Origin of the sequence: Mucilaginibacter sp. (genome assembly GCF_041088075.1) — a bacterium.
In the GTDB taxonomy this organism is placed as follows: domain Bacteria; phylum Bacteroidota; class Bacteroidia; order Sphingobacteriales; family Sphingobacteriaceae; genus Mucilaginibacter_A.
The window spans coordinates 1-21,958 of sequence record NZ_JBGCVY010000032.1; the positions used below are offsets into that span (position 1 = coordinate 1).

Genomic DNA, 21,958 nt, shown 5'->3' on the forward strand with positions numbered 1-21,958 from the left:
TTTGACAATTCCCATAATATTGAAGTGTTACCTAAATTCTACTTGAATAACCCGAGAGAATTAAGTAATATTCAATACGATATTACTAAGGAATTTTTATCAAATTTTCCCTATGAAAGTATATGTTTTTTTTCTGAAGGAAGTTTTATTGAGATAGAAGAAGAAAATGTTCTATTTCGATTAAAGGGTAATTTTTTTAGAAGATATGATTCTTAATTAGTAGAGTTTTTTGCAGAAGACAGTATATTTATCAATGTAGAGAACCAATTAATTGAAAAGGGTGAGAATAATTATGCTCTCGCTGCGTAATTATGGAAGAGATAAAAAAATCATCTTTTAGATTTAAGAGATTCGTAGTTATAGAGTTCAACATAAAAAGAGAGCCAGTAGAACAAGGTGATGTTGATTTTACGATTGATCCATCTGCTATAATTGATGAGGCTAATAAGCTTTTTGAATTGAAGTTAGGTGTTTATGTTGTTGATAAATCAGGTAGCTTTAATATAAAGCTGGTTGCAATAGGATATTTTGAATTTGACGAGGAGAAGTCTGTTGATACATTGTCAAATTACTTTTATGTTAATGCACCAGCGTTAATCTTTCCATACATAAGGGCTTACATATCTTCTATAACAGCATTGTCTGGATTGCGTGCCGTCAACTTACCAGTCTTAAATTTATCAGGATTAAAAGATGAATTAAAAGCTAATACCAAAAAAGAAGAAATTGAAAAAATAGATGGAGATAGGTAGTAATTATTTAGGCTTACCTACTTTTGTTACTGCACTTAATGATTGGTCGCAATTGCCTTTCTCAACCAATTCGTTAATTTTTGATTTATTTATATTTTCAATAAGAATTACATATTGACCGCCTATTTCTTCAAAAATCATGTAAATTACATGGATAAGCCTACTTTAAATTTAACCGAAATTTCGGAAAAAGCTTTTGATAAATTTACCTGTGTTAGATTGATCAGGTGCGGGTGCCTGGAATTCAAAATGAGTAACACAGCTAAAAAGATAAGGCCAGCAAAAGTAAAAGCAGAAACCGCCATAATAAGCCTTTGCAGGTTTGTTTCCCTGTTCATCCGGTCTATGAGTTCATCTTTCATAATTGTTTTGTTTAAATCCTTAAACGCTGTTTCTTCTACGTTCAAAATTTAACAAAGTTTAATTTATTATCAAAGATACAACAAATTATTATTTCTGTTGCCAAAATCTTAAGCAGGGGTTTGTTTTGTTGAAGGAATAGAAATTTAATCAAAAATAAAAACCCATATTTAAGGTGGTAAAAACAGTATTGGTATTAATTTCAAAACAAAAAGTGGCCCCGGTTCATTCGGGGCCGCTTTTTTCAATATTAGGGTTTCGCTTTAAAATGCGGCTGCGCCAGCTTCTGCAACGCTGTGGTCCTGCTCGCCAGAACCGCCGCTTACGCCAATCGCGCCAACTACCTGGCCATCTTTTTTAAGCGGAATGCCGCCTGCAAAAATCATCACTTTGCCATCGTTGGAAGCATGGATCCCAAAAAACTGCTGTCCGGATTGCGAGTTCGCGGCCAAATCTTTGGTGCTGATATCAAATGCACGCGAAGTAAAAGCTTTCTTGATCGAGATATCAATACTGCCCAGCCACGCGCCGTCCATACGGACATGTGCAATCAGGTTTCCGCCGGCATCGGCTACGGCAATGTTCATCGGCTGGCCAATTTCCTGTGCCTTTGCTTCGGCAGCAGCTATAATTTTTCTAGCATCATTTAAAGTGATCATACTGTTTTTAGGGTTAGTTTTTTAGCTTATTAAGGCTGGTTCTGTTACTTAATCAGCAAACTCAAATGGTTCATATAAGTTTTCTGTTTGCCGGTAAAATTATTATCCGCAGAAAACTGCTGATAAGCAAAATATATACTTAGTTTTAGCGTAAATTTTTTCTGTAATGCTAAGCGTTTTGTTCCGTATCAAAAATTATCCCTATAAAAACAGTATCAGGCTTTTGTTAAAAGCAGCCGTAATTGTACTGCTTGGCACTTCTGCCAATGCTTCTTTTAGCCAGCAAAAATCAGTGCCCAATTTGGTTCAATATGTCAAACCAATCATCGGTACACAGCGGATGGGCCATACGTATCCCGGCGCAACGGTACCGTTTGGGATGGTGCAGTTAAGCCCGGAAACAGACACGGTAAGCTACGAGCAGAACGGTAAATATAATCCCGATGTTTATAAATATTGCGCTGGTTATCAATATGATGACAAAACAATAACTGGTTTCAGCCATACGCATTTCAGTGGAACGGGGCATTCTGATCTGGGCGATTTTTTGGTGATGCCAACGGTTGGCCAGCTTAAATTAAATCCCGGCACGGCAAACAGTCCCCGCAGCGGTTACCGATCCAATTTTTCCCATGCAAACGAAGTATCGGCAGCAAATTATTACAAAGTGAAGCTGGACGATTACAACATTATAGCCGAAATGACCACCAGCACGCGCGTTGGTTTCCATCAATACACTTTCCCGAAATCCGATCAGGCGCATATCATTTTGGATTTGATGGCCGGGATTTATAATTACGAAGACAAAAACGTGTGGACTTATTTGCATGTGGTAAACGATACGTTGGTTACCGGTTACCGGCAAACCAACGGCTGGGCCAAAAACCGGGTGCTGTATTTTGCCATGAAGTTTTCTAAACCTTTTATCGCTTATGGTAACCATAACTATTCTAAAAAAGAGGTTTACAGGGGTTTTTGGGGAAAGTTTAACCAAAGCAAAAACTTCCCGGAAATTGCTGCACAAAAGCTTCGGGCGTATTTTGATTTTAAAACGGAAGCAGGCGAGCAAATCAAAATCAAATTTGCTTTGTCGCCGGTGAGCATGGAAGGCGCGTTGAACAATATGCAAACCGAAATTCCGGGTTGGGATTTTAATGCGGTAAAAGAAGCAGGCCAGCAAGTTTGGGAAAAAGAACTGGAAAAAATTACCATCCAAAGCAAAAGCACCGCCGAAAAACAAAACTTTTATACGGCCATGTACCACGCTATGATCAACCCAACGATTTATATGGACGTGGACGGCAAGTACAAAGGTTTAGACCAAAACGTGCACCAGGCCGATGGCTTTACCAATTACACCACGTTTTCTTTGTGGGACACTTACCGCGCGCTGCACCCGCTTTTCAACATCATCGAGCCGAAACGGAATGATGACATGATCAAATCCATGCTGGCGCATTACGAGCAAAGCCCGGAACACATGTTGCCCGTTTGGTCAAATTCCGGCAACGAAAACTGGTGTATGTCGGGCTACCACGCTGTTGCCGTAATTGCCGATGCCGTGATCAAAGGCAATGCTTCTTTTAACACCCAAGAAGCGTTGGAAGCTTGTGTGGCAACGGCGCGAAAACGGAACTATGAAGGCATTGGCGAATACATGGACAGAGGTTTTATCCCCGACGATAAAAGTGGCGTTTCGGTTTCTTCTACGTTGGAGTATGCGTATGACGATTGGGCAATTGCGCAAATGGCCAAAAAGCTAAACCAAACGGATATTTACAACGAGTTTATCAAACGGTCTGAAAATTATAAAAACGTGTACGATGCTTCCGTCGGTTTTATGCGGCCGAAACTGGAGAACGGCACTTTCCGCAAAAACTTTGATGCTCTGTCCACCAATAACCAGGGTTTTATTGAAGGCAATTCCTGGAACTATACTTTCTTCGTTCCCCAAGATCCAAAAGCATTGATTGCATTGATGGGCGGCAACAAACGTTTTGTTTCCCGTCTGGATTCTTTGTTTACCATGAATTTGCCCGATAAATATTTTGCAGAAACGGAAGATATTACGCGTGACGGCATCATCGGCAATTATGTACATGGCAACGAGCCTTCGCACCATGTGGCTTACTTGTACAACTGGACCGACCAGCCCTGGAAAACGCAGGAACGCATCCGCATGATTTTGCCCAAAATGTACAAACCTACGCCGGATGGTTTGGGCGGAAACGACGATACCGGGCAAATGAGCGCCTGGTACATTTTCAGTTCGATTGGTTTTTATCCGGTTGCGCCCGGTTCTGATCAGTATTCGTTGGGAAGCCCGGCTGTGGATGGCGCTACGATCCAATTGGCAAACGCTAAAACTTTTGTCATCGAAGTCAAAAATCAGGGCGATAAAAATGTATATGTAAAAGAAGCATTGCTGAACGGAAAACGTTTGGACCGAAACTACATCACGCACCAGGAAATCATCGGCGGCGGCAAGCTAACTTTTGTAATGAGTAGTAAACCTGCGCGTAAGTAGCATACTGTTTTTATGCCGGTAAAAACAGTATCGGGAAAGGAGGTAAAAAAAGCATGTGATCGAGCAGTTCTTCTCTGCAAAAAACCAATGCTTCTTTTATCACCTAAAATTCATTGTGTTTATGTTTTTGTCATGCCGAACTTGTTTCGGCATCCCACATACTTGGCTTTTTGTTTTGTCCATGAGGGATCCTGGAATGAGTTCAGAACGACATGCCCAATACTTCTTTTATCACCTAAAAATTGTTGAAGCAGGTTTCTACTGATTATCAGAGCTTTGCTTTAGAAGACACAAGCACCACACAAACGCCCATGGCGGCAATCAATGTAAAAGAAGCACGCAAACTAAATGCACCGGCGATAAAACCGATCATCGGCGGGCCAACCAGAAACCCAACAAAACCAATGGTAGAAACTGCGGCCAAAGCAACGCCAGGCGACATCGTACTCGATTTCCCGGCCGCACTGTAAACCAACGGAACAACAGAAGAAACACCTGCGCCTACCAACAAAAACCCGCAAATAGCCGGGATCAACTGCGGAAACAGGACGGCAACCATCAACCCTGATGCGGTTAAAGTGCCGCTTAATTGCAAAGTCCGTTTCAAGCCAAACCTTCCGGCAAACCAATCTGCCACAAAACGGCCGCCAGCCATCGTGGCCATAAAAGCAGTATAACCGGCCGCCATCCAGGCATTTTCGGCATGGATCACTTTTTTAAAATACACCACGCTCCAGTCAAACATCGCGCCTTCGCAAATCATCGAGCAAAAAGCAACCGCGCCCAACTTCATCAGCGAAGCATCGGGCATTACAAAAACCGGCCCGCTTTGTACCGTTCCGGCATCGTCTTGCAGGTAACGCGCACCCAAAAAAACACCGGCCAATACAACCGAAAAAATTAGGCTGAAATGGATGGAAGGATCAATCCCCTGTCCAATCATTAAAGTTCCAACGGCTGCTCCTGCAAACCCGGCCAAACTCCACAAACCATGGAAGGAAGCCATAATGGGTTTGGCATACAGCTTTTCGGTAGCAACCGCTTGTGTATTAACCGAAATATTGACGGCATTACTGGTAAAACCAAAGCAAAAAAGCACGGCAACCAATTGGAAAGTAGTTTGCGAAAACCCTAAACCGGCCAACGCCGCAGCATACAAAGGTAAAGCGCCAAGCAGCAGTTTCCGGCTGCCGATGCGGGTAATGACCCATCCGGAAAATGGCAGTGAAAGCATCAAACCAACCGGCAGCGTAAATAAAATCCCGCCCAATTGTGTGTCTGACAAACCTAATTTTTGTTGGATACCGGCAATGCGCGATGCCCAACTGGCAAAAGTTAAGCCAGCCAAAAAAAACATTACGCCAACCGTGGCGCGCAATATTTTTTTTGAAATTGAGGGAGAAGCTACAGCCGATATCACGATGGCAGCAAAGGTATCCCTAATTTTTATAGGGTAAAAGAAGTATTGTTGGAAAAGAAGTCGGGGAAGTCCGAAAGACTGAAAGTCGGGAAAGACCGATAGTGAGCGGAATGCTTAAACTACTATGTACTGTCTTTCGGTCTTTCCCAACTTTCGGACTTTTCTGACTTCCGGTCTTCCCCCGACTTCTTCAAGAAACGATCACCGTAAAAATATGGATGCTCAAAGCGGTATTGTTTTGCTCCCAGCTTCTTTTTTGGCTGAAAACTATTTTTGCAGTGCCAGGTTGCAACGCTTGGACTATAAATTTCTCGGCCATGCTTTCGCCAGCCTTTAAATTTTCGCTTAACGAGGTTGAGCGGTCTTCCGAAACCGAAATAATTTCTTTGCCTTCAACCTCAAAATTCCATACATAACCAGCCATTGCCAGGCTTGGCAAGTTTATCGTACTGCTTTTACCAGTGTTGATATGGATAGTTTCCATCGTTTTTGAAAAGGGTTATACCAGGCGTACAGTCCAAAAATCATTGCACAATTTGCTGGTGATGTAAGCGTAAGGCATGTAAAAATAACCTTTGATGCCCCAGTTTGCGCTCCAGGAATTACGAATGATAAATGCGTTTTTGCTGTCATCGTAGCCAACAGCCATAATAGCATGGCCGCCACACAATTTTTCGCCATGTTGTGGCATCGGCATGATACCGGTTCGGGCAACTTCATTCGTCATAAAGCTTTCGTAAACGGTAAAGCCAAACACAAACGGAAAACCTTCGGCCAGGCAGCCTTTTAACTGGTCGAGCGAGTTGATCAATTTTTGGTAGCTTTTGATCTGGCATTTGCTGGCCTCATTGTAGCAGTTGTCGGATGGTTTTTGGGCAAACCTGGTAATGTCATACGGCCAGTCTTTTTCCGGGCAAACGCCTTGGTTGTTCATCGTTTTGATGCCATCGCGGATGTAGGCGCCGCTGTCGGAATTTACCGTGTTGATTAAAACGCGCTCATTGTAATAGATAAACAGCCGCGAAGGCATGTAGTCCGATTTTTGTTGCTTTTTCAGGTCAAACTCATAAGCACCGGCCAGGCAATTGGCGGTACAACTGCCGAGGTGCCCTTGGTCGTAAACCGGCGGGCAAGCACTGCGCAAATCTACCGAAGGCGGCAATTGCAGCATAACGGCCATCGGCGCAGCGTACAATACATCGCGTTGATCGGGCAGGTCTGGCAGCCAGCCCATTTTGTAATTTGGAGTTTGTTGATTTTCCATCGCTTTTTAGTTTTAAAATTTAAAATAGGTTTTGTTTAAATGATAGGACTAAATTAGCGGGGGCCGCCAGGGCAATCAACGTAGCTGATACTGTTTTTACGGTATGTTTTACGGGATTTGGATAGGTGTTTTTACGTGGATACTAAGGCTTTTTGTAAAAATTTAAGATGATAAACAGCCCTGAAAGGGCGTGATTTGACTGCGATGGGTGCAGCCCATCACACAAAAAATAAAAACATATTTATAGTTCTGCACTTATTATTGCAATGGGCGTTACCCATCGCAAACAGATGTCGCCCTTTCAGGGCTTGAACAGGATCGAAAAATAACATGGGGCAATCACTCGTCAAAAATTACGTCCACCTCGTATTCAGTACCAAACACCGCGAACCATTCATTTTTCCACCGGTAGAAGCCGAATTGCACGGCTACTTGGGCGGCATCTGTAAAAACCTCGAATGCCAGCCGCTTATTGTAGGCGGCTACACCGACCATGTACATATTTTATGTATGCTGTCCAAAAAAATTGCCCTAATGAAATTGCTCGAAGAGGTAAAAGCCCATTCTTCTAAATGGATTAAAACAAAAGGAATGGCCTATGCTAACTTTTACTGGCAGGATGGTTACGGCGCATTTTCTGTTAGTCCGCGGCAGGTAGATAGCGTAATTGCTTATATTGCCCGGCAAAAAGAGCACCATGGCGAAAAAACATTCCAAGAGGAATACCGGGCTTTTTTAAACCAATACAACGTGAGTTATGATGAACGTTATGTTTGGGATTAGGCTTTGCTTTCTGTTTTTTACGTATGTTCTGCTGTTCGGTAAGATGGCTATTCTTCCCTTTTCAACAACAAAAAATTGAAATGTTAAAAGAAAATTTTTCCCCGGCGGTGGAAATGACAACAGTGGCAAAATAAAAAAGCAAATGCTTCTTTTACCACACTAAATTTATGCCGATAAAAGAAGCATCACACTTTTGCTTCCTGCATGGTTACGGTTCCGGTGCGTTTTAAGTTTCCCCAGCCATGCAGTTCTCCTTTTAATGCTTTGCGAACGGATTTGAAAAGTACATAATACATCAGTTGCCGCCACATAAACCGCTGCGGAATGATGTAAATGAGTTTCCGGTAATCTTCTTTTTCCATTTTGAAAGCCAGCACGCCGACAAACAGATCCACCAAAACAAAAACGAGGTAATAAACCAGCATTTTGCCAGGGTCGCCGGCAAATAAACTGGCAATCATCATCAAATCGGCCAGCGGCGAAAAAAGCGGTAATATGATTTGAAAGATCAAAATGTTAGGCATCCCAACCATGCCGAAATAACGGTATTTTGGGTTGAGCAAGGCTTTGCGGTGTTTCCAGAAACTTTGCATCACGCCAAAACTCCAACGGAAACGTTGTTTCACCAGCATTTCTATCGTTTCCGGCGCTTCGGTATAAGCAATCGCTTCGCCACAATTCCGGATAACGTAGCCTTGTTTTAAAATGCGCATTGTTAAATCGCAATCTTCGGCCAACGTATCCGAAGTAAAACCACCTGCTTCTTCGATGGCTTCTTTCCGGAAAGCCCCGATCGCGCCCGGCACAACGGTAATGCTGTTGAGCAAATCAAAAGCTCGGCGGTCCATATTTTGGGCGGTAATGTATTCGATGGATTGCCAGCGCGTAATCAAATTTACTTCGTTGCCAACTTTTACCGTTCCGGCAACGGCACCAATTTCTTCATCGGTAAAATATGTCATCAAATGATAAACCGCATCCGTTTGCAATTGCGTGTCGGCATCAATACAAACCACAAAATCATACGTGCTTCTTTTAATGCCATAATTTAAGGCTGTTGCCTTGCCGCCGTTTGGTTTGGTAAAAATCTTCACCTGCGGGTGGTTGCTGTAAGCGTTGGTAACTATTTCGAGTGTTCGGTCTTTCGATCCGTCATCAACAAAAATAATCTCGAAAACAGGATAATCGGTTTTCAGCAAACTGTTGATGGTTTGCAGCACGGTTACTTCTTCGTTATAACCCGGAACGATGATGCTGACCGGCGGCAGGTTTTCGACTGCAATCTTTTTATCGGTTTTTTTATGGATGCTAAACTGGCGCAGAGCCAAAACGCCAACCAGAATAATTCGGCCCAAAGCCAAAAATATGGCAACCAAAAACACATAAAACAGCACCCACTTGCCGTAAAAATAACTGAGGATAAAGAAACGGTACATTTGCCCGACAAAAGAACTGGTGGCATCATCATGGATAACGGGCATCAAATCGTTTTTAGATTTCCCGATCAGATCGGCAATGGTGGTAAACTGGTAACCTTGCGATTTGAAATAATGGATGATGCGCGGCAATGCTTTCACGGTTTCCTGCCGGGTATCGCCGCCGGCATCGTGCAGCAAAATGATGGAGCCTTTTTCGTGCAATGCAATGGTGCGGGCAACAATGGTATCGGCAGAAACGCCGGGCTGCCAATCGTTCGGGTCAATGTTCTCGCCGATATTGATGTAGTTTTCTTTACGGCTTTGTTCAACCGGGATTACTTCGGCAATGGTTTGCGGTTCGGCATCGGCATTAAAAGGCGGACGGAATAAAATCGTGCTTCGGCCGGTTACAGCTTCAATCAATCGGCGGGTGGCATTCAATTCTAAGGTAACCCGTTTTAGGCTAACGGCAGAAATATCGGGGTGAAGGTACGTGTGGTTGCCAATTTCGTAACCGGCATCAAACTCGCGGCGCAACAACGGAATGCTTTGCTCGGCCATGCTGCCAACCACAAAAAAAGAAGCCGGGACATTTTCGCGTTTTAAAATATCCAGGATTTGCGGCGTGTAAACAGGGTCGGGGCCGTCATCAAAAGTAAGCACGATTTTTTTGGGCGCATAACCGTAACGGCGGATGACATATTTGGTAGGCAGTTTGATATAGTTTTGATCCAGGATGGTAAACGTTTTTGGGTCAAAATTTAAAGTCAGGCGGCCGATGGTAGGCGTAGAAACCAAATCCAAAACTTCGCCGTCGCCGGTATAATCAATCCGGTTGTTCAGGCCAACGCGGGTCAACCTGGACGTATCAATGCCTGTTTTGCGCAAAGAATCTGTGGAAAGGTTTTTAGCGAAATACGACCAGATCCGCGGGTCTTCAGAACCTAAACGCCACAAGGCCACGCCCCCGGTTGCCCAATCATCGGCCATCCGGATGATGTTAAAATCGGTTGCGGCATCGGTAAAATAAACACTGTGCCTGATCTGGTTCTGGTCGGTATAATCAAAATTTAAATTGGCCGATTGCTTATTGAAATTGATTTTGCTGTGGTGTTCCTGCGCCAAACTGATGGCCTCCTGGTAAGTAAGCGGCGTACCGGCACTGTTTTCCGGCCAATCATAACCCAATGCGGCTACCGTTAAAATTACTTTGCCGCTGGGGACTTCGGCACAAACCTGGTCTAAAATGTTTTCCACGTCGTTTTGGTCGGCCACATCGCTGTTGGTCAGGCCATCGTTAAAAGCCATCACAATCAAAAAATCGTTGTACTGTTGCAGCAGCTTGAGGTTATAATTATCGTCCGAAGGCACAACCTGCTGCATCACCAAAAAATGTTTGGCGTGCAGCGTTTGGTAAAGCTCTTTCTCGAAAAGGACGAAATTTTTACTGTTCCGGTCAGCAATATCTTCAAAATGAATATCAACGCCTTGTAAATGGTACTTGTTTAAATTGCCGATAATATGGCCGATAAAAGAAGCACGCTGCTTTTTGCTCTTTACAATATTCCCGATGGTTTTGGTGTCCCAATTGCCGTTCACCAAGTTTTCAACGATGCCAATCACCGGCTTTTTGTTTTTTTCAACCAGCTTGGCCAGTTCCGGTTCCAGCTTTCCTTTTAAAGAATCTGTGCCGGCAACGATGGTAAAAGATTCGCTGATGACCATATCCATTTTGTTGATGTGATCGGTCAGCGAGGTAAACGACTGCGGATCCCAGGGCCAGAAAAAGCCAACGTTCAACCGGTTTTTGTTGTTGGGGTGTTTAAGCTGGTGCAAATACCGGGCGCGCGCCAGTTCGCGGATTTGGCCAACATCCAACTTGATTTCTTTAAATTTCTTTGATTTTTTAACGCGCTCTAATTCCTTCTGGCTCAGCTTTTTAGGAATATCAATTAAGTTGGGCAGCGAAGGGTATTGTTGGGAAGAAATGGCAACCACGGCAGCTACCGCACCAATTACCAAAAATAAAATGATGGCACGGCTCAGCCACTTTAACCGGTTCCATCTTCCGGGAGAATCTGTTTGAAAAATTTGCTTATCGGACGACATCAATACAATTAGGTACAGCTAAAAATTGTAAAAGCTTGTTTTAATTTTGTTCAGATATTGCCGATGCTTCTTTTACCACCTAAAAATCATTGCTTTTTTTGTGGTTTTTGTACCGGCAATCTTCGATACAGAATTTATGGGCATAAAAGAAGCATCGGCATTTTTTTGATATAAAACTTAAACAGGCGAGGTAAAGCTTAGAGAAAAAACAGCGGTAAAGGTTTAACGGCCGAATTTTTCAACAGGAATGTTAGAAAAATCAACGCCGCATTTGCAATTGCTGCCACAGCTTTTTTTGGTTGTTACGCTGTTGTAAATTAAACGGGCAACATAAAATACGGCGGCCAGAAAAATAAGGATGACTACAACAAGTTGAAAGTTCATATCTACCGGAAAAACAATACTTCTTTTATCAACGTAAAATTGGTGAACTTGGTACAGCAGGTATCTACCCAAAAAACGAAACGGTGCCGCCAACCCAATCAAAATCCTGGTTATAACGCACGCCAATCATTTTTCCGCGGCTCAAACGCGTCAGGTTGATGGCCAGCGTTGGTTTTACGTCTTCTTCGGGCCAAAGATACAAAATTCTGACCTCGCATTTAACGCCGCCGTCCGGTGCCTGCACCACCGGTTCATATTTTACTTTTTGCTGAAGTATCCAGTTCTCCGGATCGGTAATTGCCTTGATGTCTGCTTCTTTTACATCAATAATTACGCCCTGCCCGGCAAAAGAAAACAGCGGTTTCAGCACATAATTTTCCAAGTCGGTTGGGATAGAAGGCAGCTCGTTTACAAACCAGGTTTGCGGGATAAATTTGCCTTGTAAAAAAGGCATGGTAAATTTGCTGATGCGGTAAAACCATTCCGGGTGCGTAATCCACTCCACATCCAAATCCTGTCGGATGTCAACCACTTTATCAAAAATGTTTGGGTCGGTATCAATCTCATCAAAAATCAAACGGTTGTAAATTCTTTTGATGTAGGTTTTTTGACCGCCGGAAATGTAATATAACTTTTTGCCTTCCTGCTTTAAATCTTTCAAAGCAACGATCGGGATACCGATGAGCTTTTGGGTGATAAAAAAATCAACAAACGTTTTTTGGTGAAGGGCATCCACATCCATCAAAACCACTTCCTCCGGTTTGTACGGGCCGATGATCGTTCTTTTTAACAATTCGATATAAGATTCCTTGTTTAAGCCCGAAAAGTAAATGCTTAAATCTTTCGGAAAGTCGAACGAATTTTGATAACAATCGGCCAAAAAACTTTGAAAGCCGTACAACGAAGGAAAGCCTTGCAACTCGATCAGTTTCGGAACGATTTCGCCTTGTTCATCTCTACAAACTGCAAAATCCAAAGCAATAAAATGCGGATGTTTGGTTTCGTTGGCTACTTTCCATTTTGCGGGAATGGCGCGATCGGTTAATTCTTTAAAGTTAGGGGCAAGGAGTGTTTTTAGGATTTCCTCGCCTGCCTCAACCAACTTTTCTTTAAAATCCTGCGGGATAAAAACCGGCGTTTCGGCCACACGGAAAGCAATTTCGTTCTTTAAATCCTGCTGCAGGCAGTTTAAAAATTGCTGATACTTTTCTTTCGAAAACTGCCCGTTAAAAGCTTTCCGCAGGGAAGGGACCATGATTGATAGATTTTATTCCTGAAAGTGTTCGTAGATTTCGTTTTGCTTTGTCATGCCGAACTTGTTTCGGCATGACACAAGATTAGCTTTTTACTTTTCACGAGAGATGCTGAAACAAGTTCAGCATGACAAACCGGTCTTTCTAATACTCGTGATTTTATTCCTGAAAAGTTAAAATGGCCTGATATAAAAAGTTCGGGATCAACGTGTTTTGAGTAAGCATCAACATATCCGGGTCGTCCGATCGTTCCAGCATTTCGTTGTATTTGCGTTCGCCGTGTTCGGCAATCACTTCTTCTTTTTTATCCGGTTCTAACAAGCGCAAACGCATGCCTTCCGGGTCGGCTTCCGGATGAAATTGGGTTCCAAAGAAATATTCGCTGAAACGGATGGACATCAGGCAGCGTTCATATTCTACGTTTGGCCGCTCTTTTTCTATCGCCAAAAGTGTTGCGCCCATTTCTTCCAAACGTTGTTGGTTGGGTTGAACAACCTGCCACGAGCGCGAATCAACTGCATAAAAAGGATCAGGCAAACCTGCAAAAACAGGATCGTGTGCGCCTGCTTTGGTTTGATGAACCGGCAAAATCCCAAAAGACGGAGAGTGCCTTTGGTTGACCAAACCCAAACCGTAATGCCTACACATTAACTGGAAAGAATGGCAAACAAACAAAGCATGTTTTTTCTGCGGATGACCGGAATTGTTGTGTTGCTGGATCTGCCCGATCAAATTAAAATAGCTTTTTTCCCATTCCGAGCCTTCGCTTTCCAAAGGGCTTCCTGGGCCGCCGCTGAAAATATAAACATCAAAATCAATCCCGGGAACTTCGTTTTTTCCGCGGATATCAAACACCTGATACGTTAAATCAAGCTGATGTTGGTTTCGGTATTTAACCAATATATCCTGAAAGCAGCGCATCCCCTGGTTTGGGTGCCCGTCGTACAGATCGAGGATTGCTGCTTTTATCGTTGTTTTTTCTGTGCCTGTCATGCTTCTTTTACGCCTAAATTCCTACCAATGTTTGTGCAGTGATGTAATCCACCACATCTTCAAAACTGTTTCGCTGCTGATATATTGCCAATTGGCGGTCGGCACCGGTGCCTGTTTCCAAAATTTTATGTATGTATTGCAAATCCTCTCGGCAGCCTAATTCGTCCACTACATCATCTACAAAATCCAGCAATTCTAAAATTAAGGCTCGCGTGTTAACCTCTGTTTCTTTACCAAAGTCAATCAGCTTGCCATCAATGCCGTAACGGGCTGCACGCCATTTATTTTCGTTGATCAAAGCCCGTGTGTAAGTAATAAACTTCATGTTTTGCTGCCGAAGTTTGTACAACTTGGCGCACAAAGCCTGGAAAAGTGCTGTAAAAGCCATCGTTTCATCTACCAGCATCGGGCAATCGCAGATGCGGAACTCGATGGTTTCAAAGAAAGGGTGCACGCGGATATCCCACCAAATTTTTTTAGCGTTATCAATACAATTGGTTTTGACCAGCATTTTGATGTAGTTGTCGTACTCTTCGATGCTGTTAAAATAATCCGGGATGCCCGTTCTTGGAAACTTATCAAAAACTTTGGTGCGGTAAGATTTATAGCCCGTATTGCGGCCAACCCAAAAAGGCGAATTGGTAGAAAGTGCATAAACATGCGGCAAAAAATAGCGGACCTGGTTGGCAATATGAATGGCCAGTTCGCGGGATTGGATGCCGACATGCACGTGCAAGCCAAAAATCAGATTAGAGCGCGCGGCCTGCTGCAGCTCGTTCACAATTTCGTTGTAACGCGGATGCTCGGTGATCAATTGGTCCTGCCAGTGCGAAAACGGGTGCGTGCCGGCAGCGCCAATGCGCATACCCAGATCGCCAGCCAATTGCGCAACGGTAAGGCGAAGTTTAGAAACCTCTTTTCGTGCTTCTTCCGTGTTGTGGCAAATGCTGGTGCCTACTTCCACTACGGCCTGGTGCATTTCTGCTTTTACCTGGTCTTCATGGATTTTTTGCGCGCCTTCTACTATTTTTTGATCATGAGAAATCAGTTCCCGGCTAACCGGGTCAATCACCATAAATTCTTCTTCAACACCCAACGTGAACTTGTTCATAGCGACCTCCTTTTTTAAACAGAATTTACAATGCTTCTTTTATGCCACTATTTTATGTGTCCTTTTATCCAACCGGTTTTTCCTGTTCGGCTGGTTTGGCTTTTGGCGCGGCTTTGGTTTTTGCTGCGACTGGTTTTGCCAACGGCATCCCAACCAAAGGCGAGCCCATGGCTGATGATTTTACATATTCGCCCCAGGTTAAATTATCCTGACCCGGTTTTTGCTTTTTCGCCCGTTCTATCGCGTAAGTTGCGGCAGTTTCTACTACCCATTCAAAGTTTTCGGCACCAACACTGGCGATGTCTGCATCCGGGGCCGGATTACAAAAATCTATCGCGTAAGGAATGCCATCGCGTACAGCAAACTCAACGGTGTTAAAATCGTAACCTAAATACTGGTTCAATAGAATTACATATTTCTTGATGGTGTCTAGCAGCTTTTTGTCTGTTGTCGCGCCTTCAATTACATAACGTTCGTGAAAAGGGTTGCGTGGTTCGTACTGCATTATTTTGACGTATTTTCCGCCAATGCAATAACAACGAAAGTACTCGGTGAACACAATTTCTTCCTGCAACATCATTACGTATTGCTTGGTGCCGTTGTATTTATTGAAGAAATCTTCGGAACTGTGCATTTTGTACACTTCTTTCCAGCCGCCGCCGTCAAACGGTTTCATGTAGGCCGGAAAGCCCACATATTTAAAAATAGCCGGCCAGTTAAGCGGATAAGATAAGTTGCGGAAAGACTCTTCACTCGTATCTTCCGGATGCTCTTTTGAGGGCAGTAAAACTGTTTTCGGAACCGGAACGCCGATTTTTAAAGCCAGTGCGTTGTTAAAAAACTTTTCATCGGCACTCCACCAAAACGGGTTGTTGATGACGGCCGTTCCACAGATCGCCGCGTTTTTCAACATCGAGCGATAAAAGGGGACATCCTGCGAAATCCGGTCTACAATCACCGCATAATCCAAAGGTTCGCCCTGAAAAACCTTGTCTACTTTTACAAATTCGGCTGTAATGTCTTTTTCGTTTTTACTGTTGATGCGATCAACAAATGCTTGCGGAAAACTATTTTCCTTGCCAAATAAAATGCCTATTTTTTTCATCGGGAATCGGATTAAATGAATTTATAAGGTTGATAAATAATGCGGAAACATTTGTTTCCAAACCGGCCAGTCATGCGCCGCATTTGGCCTGACGTCTAACCAATGGTTAATATTTTTTTTGTGCAAAATGTTTGATAAAGTATAATTGGCATCCAAACAAATGTCCCAATCGGAAGTGCCGAGGATAATATTTAGGTTCCACAGATCGGGCTGATTGTCTCCCGGCAAATAATCAACCGGGTTGTTGTAGTAAATATCGTCGTCGTAAAAGCCGTCGGTTTGGGTGCGGATATCAAAAGCGCCGCTCATTGAAAACAAATGGCTTACTTTTTCGGGATGTTTAAAAGTAAAATTTGCAGCGTGGTAACCGCCAAAACTGCAGCCTGCCATTACGGCTTTGTTTACGCCGGTTTCCAGCGTAACCCAGGGCACCAATTCTTCGTTTAGCATCTTATCGTACCAAATGTAGTTTTTGGCGCGGTCGGCCGGATGGACACCTTTGTTATACCAACTCAGCCAGTCAAGCGAATCAGGGCAATAAATTTTTACCAAACCTTCATCTACAAACCAGGAAACGGCATCAATCAAACCAAAATCTTTGTTCTCATAAAACCTTCCGTTAGAAGTTGGGAACAAAATTACAGGTCGGCCGCGGTCGCCATAAACCATCATATCCAATTCAAAACCCAAATTATGCGAGTACCAGCGCCGGTAATTTTCAATCATTGTTTATCAGTTTGATGCGTTGGAAAGATAGTTTCTTTGTCATTAAAATCAAAAAAAATACCGGCTGGTACTGCTTTTGTTACGTAGAAAAAAGTATTTTAAAATTTAACCGATAAAAACAGTACATGTATTATCCTATATTGAAGCAGGAGATGAGCGTTGCAGAAGAAGTTTTAACCATTGAATCCGGTTTTTTAGAACGGGAGGTAACGGTTACACTTTTAATTCCTGAAGGGTTTGGAGATCTGGGGAAGATCAATTTGCTGCTGCTGAACGACGGCCAGGAGCTGGAAAACCTTCAGCTTAAACCTACTTTAGAAAAACTGCAATCCAACGGACAAATTTCACCGGTACTTGTTGCCGCCATCCATGCCAACGAAGAACGGCAGCAGGAATATGGCGCCGCCGGTATTCCTGATTTTAAAGGCCGCGGAAGCAAAGCTGCAGCCTATACTTCTTTTATCACCCAAGAATTGGTGCCGAAGTTGCAGGAATTTGTGGGAACGATTTCTTTCGACAAAGTTGCATATGCCGGTTTTTCTCTGGGCGGCTTATCTGCCGTGGATATTGCCTGGAACAACCCAGAACTGTTTGATAGAGTCGGCGCTTTTTCGGGTTCGTTTTGGTGGCGAAGTAAAGATTTGAACGATGGTTACGACAGCGAGCAGGACCGCATCATGCATAAAATGATACGGCAAAAACAGCATCGGCCGGATTTAAAATTCTGGTTCCAGACTGGCACCAAAGACGAAACGATGGACCGTAACGGTAATTTTATTATTGATTCCATTGACGATACCATTGATTTGATTAAAACGCTGGAAAACAAAGGCTATAACCGGCCAACTGATATTCAATATGTAGAAATTGTAAACGGCAAACACAACACCGAAACCTGGGCCGCTGCCATGCCTAAATTTTTGGTTTGGGCTTTTAGTTCAAAGTAAAAACTGGTAAATTAGTGCTATGAAAACGGAATTAATTGAAAAGCTTGAAAAACTGCCTGATGCTTTGCAGAAAGAGGTGAAGGATTTTGTGGATTTTTTAATTTATAAAGATCAGAAAAAAGATGGAACTGAAAAACTTTCCGACAAAACAATGAATGTTCCCCGTCCTGTTTTTGGCAGTGGAAAAGGTATTTTTGGAAAAATGTCTGATGATTTTGATGAGCCATTAGATGAGATGAAAGAGTACATGTAGTAATGAAAGTTTTATTGGATACACATGCACTAATTTGGTTCGTTGAGGGCGTAAACAGATTATCTTTAAAGGCAAAACTCACAATCGAAGATTTGGAAAATGTAAGGTTTGTCAGCATTGCCTCTTTATGGGAAATCGTAATTAAATCAAGTTTGAATAAAATTGAAATGAAAAAATCATTTGAAGAAATTAACAGTTTACTTTTTGATAATGATATTCAAATTCTTCAAATTAATGTCGATCATTTAAATACACTTTTAAGTATTCCCCATCACCACAAAGACCCTTTCGATCGTATGCTCATCGCCCAAGCCATTGCAGAAAATATCTCCATTATTTCTATTGACCAGCAATTTAAACCTTATACCGTCAACGTAATCTGGTAATTAAAATTCTGTTAATTCCTTGTTTATTATTACCATCTGTTATTAATTCTTATATATTAACCTTATCTTTGCGGCAAATTTATTAAGGCATTTACATGCAGAAAATTAGAAACATTGCGATTATCGCACACGTTGACCACGGCAAAACTACGTTGGTTGACAAAATTTTGCACAGTTGTGCTGTTTTCCGGGATAACCAGGAAACCGGCGAACTGATTTTGGATAATAATGATTTGGAACGTGAACGAGGCATCACCATCGTTGCAAAAAACGTTTCCGTTAGATATAAAGATGTTAAAATCAACATCATTGATACGCCTGGCCACGCTGATTTCGGCGGCGAGGTAGAACGTGTATTGAAAATGGCCGATGGCGTGCTGCTTTTAGTGGATGCTTTTGAAGGTGCCATGCCGCAAACCCGTTTTGTAACGCAAAAAGCTTTGGCTTTGGGTTTGAAACCGATTGTGGTGGTAAACAAAGTGGATAAAGAAAACTGCCGCCCGGAAGAAGTTTACGAACAGATTTTTGAGCTGTTCTATAACCTGGGCGCAACAGAAGATCAATTGGATTTCCCTGTAATTTACGGTTCATCAAAACAAGGCTGGATGAGCACGGATTGGAAAAAACCAACAGAAGATATTTTTCCGTTGATGGACGCTATTTTGGCAAACATTCCGCCGGCGCCAATCCAGGAAGGTACTTTGCAGATGCAGATCACTTCTTTGGATTATTCTTCTTTCGTTGGCCGGATTGCCATTGGCCGTGTTGCCCGCGGAACAGTGAAAGAAAATCAGCCCGTATCCTTGGTAAAACGCGACGGGACGATCCAAAAATCACGTATAAAAGAACTATATACTTTTGAAGGCCTGGGTAAGCTTAAAGCAACCGAAGTGAGTTCTGGTGATATTTGTGCCGTTGTTGGTATCGAGGGTTTTGATATTGGCGATACCATTGCTGATTTTGACAAACCGGAAGCATTGGAAATTATCCATATTGACGAGCCAACCATGAACATGCTTTTCACCATCAACAACTCTCCGTTTTTTGGTAAAGAAGGCAAGTTTGTAACTTCCCGCCATTTGCGCGACCGGTTGTACAAAGAAATGGAGAAAAACCTGGCACTTAAAGTAATCGAAACAGAATCGCCTGATTCCTACTTGGTTTACGGCCGCGGCATTTTGCACTTGTCGGTTTTGATTGAAACGATGCGTCGCGAAGGTTACGAACTGCAAGTTGGCCAGCCACAAGTTATCATCAAAGAAATTGACGGTGAAAAATGCGAGCCGATTGAAACTTTAATTGTGGATGTTCCGGGCGATGTTGCCGGTAAAGTAATCGAACTGGTTACACAACGCAAAGGCGATTTGCTGATCATGGAACCCAAAGGCGACCTGCAGCATCTGGAGTTTGATATTCCAGCGCGTGGCATCATCGGTTTGCGTAATAATGTGTTGACTGCAACCGGCGGCGAAGCCATTATGGCGCACCGTTTTAAAGCTTACGAACCTTGGAAAGGCCATATTCCGGGCCGTTTAAATGGCGTTTTGGTTTCGATGGATACCGGTAAAACCACGGCTTTTGCGATTGATAAATTGCAGGACCGCGGCCGTTTCCACATTGATCCGGGTGTTGATATTTACGAAGGACAGGTTTTGGGCGAGCATATCCGCGATAACGATTTGGTGATCAACCTAACCAAAGGCAAGCAGTTGACCAACATGCGTGCTTCCGGAAGTGATACCAACGTCCGCATTGCGCCAGCCATCAAGTTTTCTTTGGAAGAATCCATGGAATACATCCAAGCTGATGAATACATCGAAGTTACGCCGCAAAGCATCCGCTTGCGTAAGATCTTTTTGAACGAAGGCGAAAGAAGGAACAACGCCAAGAAGTTTGTAAATCAGTAGTCAAAAGTTATTTTATATCGAAAGCCTTTAGCCAAAACTAAAGGCTTTTTTATGGACAAAATTTTGTGAAGAATTATAAAACCAAATGCTTCTTTTACCACCTGTTTTTCATTAGCCTTTTAACTTCAATAAATACTTTTTCACAATAATCGTAATATCATCAGAAAGGTTTAAATAGTAAACCGCAGGCACATAAATTAGGGTGATAAAAGAAGTACGGATTATTGTATCAAACATATAATTATCCATCTTCGGAACGATAAACAGCGACAAATAATAAACCAAAACGCCCAATAAAATGCACAACAAATTTTTATAATTAAAAGGCTGCATCTGGTAAACCATCAAAATAAACACAAACCTGAAAAGGTTAAAAATCAGCAATGTAATGGCCGAAGCAATGGCCGCGCCGGTAATTCCGTAAATCGGGATCAGCCATAAATTGGCCAAAACGGTAAGGCCAACCAACAGTAAATTAAACAACGAATCGTATTTAAAATATTTTGACGTACCCAAAATTACGCCGTTAATCCCGGTTGCAGAATCAATCAGAAAACCCAGGCTCACAAAAAAGATCACGTATTTTCCGCCTGCATAAGCGGGAGGAAGAAGTTTGAAAATGTTATCAATATTTGCCCATATAATGACGAAGATGAACAATGCACTGATCAATTGGTTGATACAGCTTTTCTCATAAACACTTCTAATGTTTTTCAGGTCGCCCGTTTTCCAGGATTCAGCTACAATGGTGTAAGAAATGCTGTATAAAGACCGCGAAGGCAGCGAAATTATTATTGCAAAAGTGAAAGCGACGGTATAAATTCCTGTTTGGCCTAAGCCGTATTTTTTTAAGATAATGTAGCTATCAATGTTTTGGATAATCAGCGGTGCCGAACCGGTAACGATCGCAAAAATGCAAATGTTAATGAGTTTTTTGCGGATGTCTTTACCTAAAAATTTAAAATCAGGTTTTAAATGAAGCTGGTTGTTTTCAATCAACCTAATCACAATCAAAGCAGTTGGAATAACATTTGCCAGCAGCCACAAAACCATAAAAACCGGAAAACTGACGAGTTTAAAATAGATCAGTAATATCGAAACCAGGATGAAAATTCGCTTGGTAAATTCTTTCAAAATCAAACCCAACGTAATGTTGTACAACATGCGCGCGTACAGATCGAAAACGTTAAAAAACAGCGTAAAAAAAGTAAGCGGGATCAAATACCAGTAATACTTTTCGAAAAGCGGAAATTTGTGCGACTTCTCACTAATGATCTCATTTTTAAAAACATAAGCCAGAATGGTGAACAAAATAATGCCGATAAAAGAAACCACACAAGCCAGAAATAAATAACCGTGGTGCTTGTTTTCTTCGCTTCGGAAATACGGAAAATAACGCGCCGTTCCGTTAAAACCCAAAATCGAAAACTGGGCAAACATCAGCGAAAAAGAGGATAGCAGCCCGATCAACCCAACTTCTTCAATCGTCAACGCATGTGGCTGAATGATGTTAACGGTGAGAAAACCAATCAAAACACCCAAATAAGAAAAAATGGTGCCTTTAATGGTTTGTCGGATGATGATGCCCATGCAGTTTAATT

General features: G+C 42.6%; 21 protein-coding genes. 8 read left to right on the plus strand and 13 right to left on the minus strand.

The features are described 5' to 3' along the window. Together V5804_RS07055 and V5804_RS07060 are read left to right on the plus strand one after the other, a co-directional pair. On the plus strand, positions 1 to 216 hold a 216-nt coding region (locus V5804_RS07055), incomplete at its 5' end, for a hypothetical protein (RefSeq protein ID WP_369590676.1). Positions 217 to 311: 95 nt separating this feature from the next. Continuing rightward, positions 312 to 752: a protein-export chaperone SecB gene (locus V5804_RS07060; RefSeq protein ID WP_369590677.1), complete on the plus strand. Its 441-nt coding sequence runs from the start codon at positions 312 to 314 to the stop codon at positions 750 to 752. Between the two features lie 3 nt (positions 753 to 755). Here V5804_RS07060 and V5804_RS07065 read toward each other — a convergent pair whose 3' ends face one another. The 3 genes from V5804_RS07065 to V5804_RS07075 form a co-directional block, all read right to left on the minus strand. Next, positions 756 to 893 (minus strand): hypothetical protein, encoded by a 138-nt coding sequence (locus V5804_RS07065; protein WP_369590678.1) that lies wholly within the window; start codon positions 891 to 893, stop codon positions 756 to 758. A gap of 5 nt (positions 894 to 898) precedes the next feature. Beyond that, positions 899 to 1,114 carry a hypothetical protein gene (locus V5804_RS07070; protein ID WP_369590679.1) on the minus strand — a complete coding sequence of 72 codons (216 nt, stop codon included), beginning with the start codon at positions 1,112 to 1,114 and terminating at the stop codon, positions 899 to 901. A 261-nt stretch (positions 1,115 to 1,375) separates the two neighbouring features. Then, the gene (locus V5804_RS07075) at positions 1,376 to 1,771 is read right to left on the minus strand and encodes a heme-binding protein (protein ID WP_369590680.1); all 396 of its coding nucleotides are present in this window, start codon (positions 1,769 to 1,771) and stop codon (positions 1,376 to 1,378) included. Between the two features lie 166 nt (positions 1,772 to 1,937). Here V5804_RS07075 and V5804_RS07080 point away from each other — a divergent pair, with 166 nt between their 5' ends. Then, positions 1,938 to 4,298 (plus strand): GH92 family glycosyl hydrolase, encoded by a 2,361-nt coding sequence (locus tag V5804_RS07080; protein WP_369590681.1) that lies wholly within the window; start codon positions 1,938 to 1,940, stop codon positions 4,296 to 4,298. Between the two features lie 268 nt (positions 4,299 to 4,566). Here V5804_RS07080 and V5804_RS07085 read toward each other — a convergent pair whose 3' ends face one another. The 3 genes from V5804_RS07085 to V5804_RS07095 all read right to left on the minus strand — a co-directional run bounded on the left by V5804_RS07085 (position 4,567) and on the right by V5804_RS07095 (position 6,982). Further along, entirely contained in the window at positions 4,567 to 5,676 is a 1,110-nt protein-coding gene (locus V5804_RS07085) for an MFS transporter (RefSeq protein ID WP_369590682.1), read from the minus strand. 232 nt (positions 5,677 to 5,908) lie between these two features. Beyond that, positions 5,909 to 6,202 carry a protease inhibitor I42 family protein gene (locus V5804_RS07090; RefSeq protein ID WP_369590683.1) on the minus strand — a complete coding sequence of 98 codons (294 nt, stop codon included), beginning with the start codon at positions 6,200 to 6,202 and terminating at the stop codon, positions 5,909 to 5,911. A 15-nt stretch (positions 6,203 to 6,217) separates the two neighbouring features. Next, positions 6,218 to 6,982, minus strand: coding sequence for a C1 family peptidase (locus V5804_RS07095; RefSeq protein ID WP_369590684.1), 765 nt, complete (start codon positions 6,980 to 6,982; stop codon positions 6,218 to 6,220). A 330-nt stretch (positions 6,983 to 7,312) separates the two neighbouring features. On the opposite strand from V5804_RS07095, the gene tnpA reads away from it, so the two are divergent. Beyond that, a complete protein-coding gene (tnpA, locus tag V5804_RS07100; protein ID WP_369590685.1) occupies positions 7,313 to 7,765 on the plus strand; it encodes an IS200/IS605 family transposase in 453 nt (150 codons plus the stop codon). Positions 7,766 to 7,950: 185 nt separating this feature from the next. On the opposite strand, the gene V5804_RS07105 is transcribed toward tnpA, so the two are convergent. The 6 genes from V5804_RS07105 to V5804_RS07130 form a co-directional block, all read right to left on the minus strand. Beyond that, on the minus strand, positions 7,951 to 11,292 hold the full coding sequence (locus tag V5804_RS07105; RefSeq protein ID WP_369590686.1) for a glycosyltransferase: 3,342 nt from the start codon (positions 11,290 to 11,292) through the stop codon (positions 7,951 to 7,953). 448 nt (positions 11,293 to 11,740) lie between these two features. Then, positions 11,741 to 12,931: a hypothetical protein gene (locus V5804_RS07110; protein ID WP_369590687.1), complete on the minus strand. Its 1,191-nt coding sequence runs from the start codon at positions 12,929 to 12,931 to the stop codon at positions 11,741 to 11,743. Between the two features lie 157 nt (positions 12,932 to 13,088). After that, a complete protein-coding gene (locus V5804_RS07115) occupies positions 13,089 to 13,922 on the minus strand; it encodes a type 1 glutamine amidotransferase (protein WP_369590688.1) in 834 nt (277 codons plus the stop codon). 13 nt (positions 13,923 to 13,935) lie between these two features. Beyond that, positions 13,936 to 15,033: a carboxylate-amine ligase gene (locus V5804_RS07120; RefSeq protein ID WP_369590689.1), complete on the minus strand. Its 1,098-nt coding sequence runs from the start codon at positions 15,031 to 15,033 to the stop codon at positions 13,936 to 13,938. 64 nt (positions 15,034 to 15,097) lie between these two features. Next, a complete protein-coding gene (locus tag V5804_RS07125; RefSeq protein WP_369590690.1) occupies positions 15,098 to 16,138 on the minus strand; it encodes a RimK family alpha-L-glutamate ligase in 1,041 nt (346 codons plus the stop codon). A 21-nt stretch (positions 16,139 to 16,159) separates the two neighbouring features. Next, entirely contained in the window at positions 16,160 to 16,864 is a 705-nt protein-coding gene (locus V5804_RS07130) for an esterase family protein (RefSeq protein WP_369590691.1), read from the minus strand. Between the two features lie 125 nt (positions 16,865 to 16,989). On the opposite strand from V5804_RS07130, the gene V5804_RS07135 reads away from it, so the two are divergent. From V5804_RS07135 to typA, 4 genes are all read left to right on the plus strand, one after another. After that, positions 16,990 to 17,811 (plus strand): alpha/beta hydrolase, encoded by an 822-nt coding sequence (locus tag V5804_RS07135; RefSeq protein ID WP_369590692.1) that lies wholly within the window; start codon positions 16,990 to 16,992, stop codon positions 17,809 to 17,811. Positions 17,812 to 17,830: 19 nt separating this feature from the next. After that, positions 17,831 to 18,064, plus strand: coding sequence for a DUF2281 domain-containing protein (locus tag V5804_RS07140; RefSeq protein WP_369590693.1), 234 nt, complete (start codon positions 17,831 to 17,833; stop codon positions 18,062 to 18,064). 2 nt (positions 18,065 to 18,066) lie between these two features. Beyond that, complete coding sequence (locus V5804_RS07145) at positions 18,067 to 18,450, plus strand: type II toxin-antitoxin system VapC family toxin (protein ID WP_369590694.1); 384 nt, start codon at positions 18,067 to 18,069, stop codon at positions 18,448 to 18,450. Between the two features lie 95 nt (positions 18,451 to 18,545). Further along, positions 18,546 to 20,357 carry a translational GTPase TypA gene (gene typA, locus V5804_RS07150; protein ID WP_369590695.1) on the plus strand — a complete coding sequence of 604 codons (1,812 nt, stop codon included), beginning with the start codon at positions 18,546 to 18,548 and terminating at the stop codon, positions 20,355 to 20,357. Positions 20,358 to 20,468: 111 nt separating this feature from the next. Here the strand turns inward: typA and V5804_RS07155 are convergent, their stop codons facing one another. After that, entirely contained in the window at positions 20,469 to 21,947 is a 1,479-nt protein-coding gene (locus V5804_RS07155; RefSeq protein WP_369590696.1) for a lipopolysaccharide biosynthesis protein, read from the minus strand. Positions 21,948 to 21,958: the final 11 nt, after the last annotated feature.

What these genes read in the sequence shown, in the direction of transcription:
- V5804_RS07110 (WP_369590687.1), bottom strand. Translation starts at nt 12,931, where the DNA reads ATGGTCCCTTCCCTGCGGAAAGCTTTTAACGGGCAGTTTTCGAAAGAA.
- typA (WP_369590695.1), top strand. Translation starts at nt 18,546, where the DNA reads ATGCAGAAAATTAGAAACATTGCGATTATCGCACACGTTGACCACGGC.
- V5804_RS07060 (WP_369590677.1), top strand. Translation starts at nt 312, where the DNA reads ATGGAAGAGATAAAAAAATCATCTTTTAGATTTAAGAGATTCGTAGTT.
- tnpA (WP_369590685.1), top strand. Translation starts at nt 7,313, where the DNA reads ATGGGGCAATCACTCGTCAAAAATTACGTCCACCTCGTATTCAGTACC.
- V5804_RS07090 (WP_369590683.1), bottom strand. Translation starts at nt 6,202, where the DNA reads ATGGAAACTATCCATATCAACACTGGTAAAAGCAGTACGATAAACTTG.
- V5804_RS07105 (WP_369590686.1), bottom strand. Translation starts at nt 11,292, where the DNA reads ATGTCGTCCGATAAGCAAATTTTTCAAACAGATTCTCCCGGAAGATGG.
- V5804_RS07065 (WP_369590678.1), bottom strand. Translation starts at nt 893, where the DNA reads ATGATTTTTGAAGAAATAGGCGGTCAATATGTAATTCTTATTGAAAAT.
- V5804_RS07125 (WP_369590690.1), bottom strand. Translation starts at nt 16,138, where the DNA reads ATGAAAAAAATAGGCATTTTATTTGGCAAGGAAAATAGTTTTCCGCAA.
- V5804_RS07080 (WP_369590681.1), top strand. Translation starts at nt 1,938, where the DNA reads ATGCTAAGCGTTTTGTTCCGTATCAAAAATTATCCCTATAAAAACAGT.
- V5804_RS07120 (WP_369590689.1), bottom strand. Translation starts at nt 15,033, where the DNA reads ATGAACAAGTTCACGTTGGGTGTTGAAGAAGAATTTATGGTGATTGAC.
- V5804_RS07075 (WP_369590680.1), bottom strand. Translation starts at nt 1,771, where the DNA reads ATGATCACTTTAAATGATGCTAGAAAAATTATAGCTGCTGCCGAAGCA.
- V5804_RS07145 (WP_369590694.1), top strand. Translation starts at nt 18,067, where the DNA reads ATGAAAGTTTTATTGGATACACATGCACTAATTTGGTTCGTTGAGGGC.
- V5804_RS07130 (WP_369590691.1), bottom strand. Translation starts at nt 16,864, where the DNA reads ATGATTGAAAATTACCGGCGCTGGTACTCGCATAATTTGGGTTTTGAA.
- V5804_RS07155 (WP_369590696.1), bottom strand. Translation starts at nt 21,947, where the DNA reads ATGGGCATCATCATCCGACAAACCATTAAAGGCACCATTTTTTCTTAT.
- V5804_RS07135 (WP_369590692.1), top strand. Translation starts at nt 16,990, where the DNA reads ATGTATTATCCTATATTGAAGCAGGAGATGAGCGTTGCAGAAGAAGTT.
- V5804_RS07140 (WP_369590693.1), top strand. Translation starts at nt 17,831, where the DNA reads ATGAAAACGGAATTAATTGAAAAGCTTGAAAAACTGCCTGATGCTTTG.
- V5804_RS07095 (WP_369590684.1), bottom strand. Translation starts at nt 6,982, where the DNA reads ATGGAAAATCAACAAACTCCAAATTACAAAATGGGCTGGCTGCCAGAC.
- V5804_RS07070 (WP_369590679.1), bottom strand. Translation starts at nt 1,114, where the DNA reads ATGAAAGATGAACTCATAGACCGGATGAACAGGGAAACAAACCTGCAA.
- V5804_RS07115 (WP_369590688.1), bottom strand. Translation starts at nt 13,922, where the DNA reads ATGACAGGCACAGAAAAAACAACGATAAAAGCAGCAATCCTCGATCTG.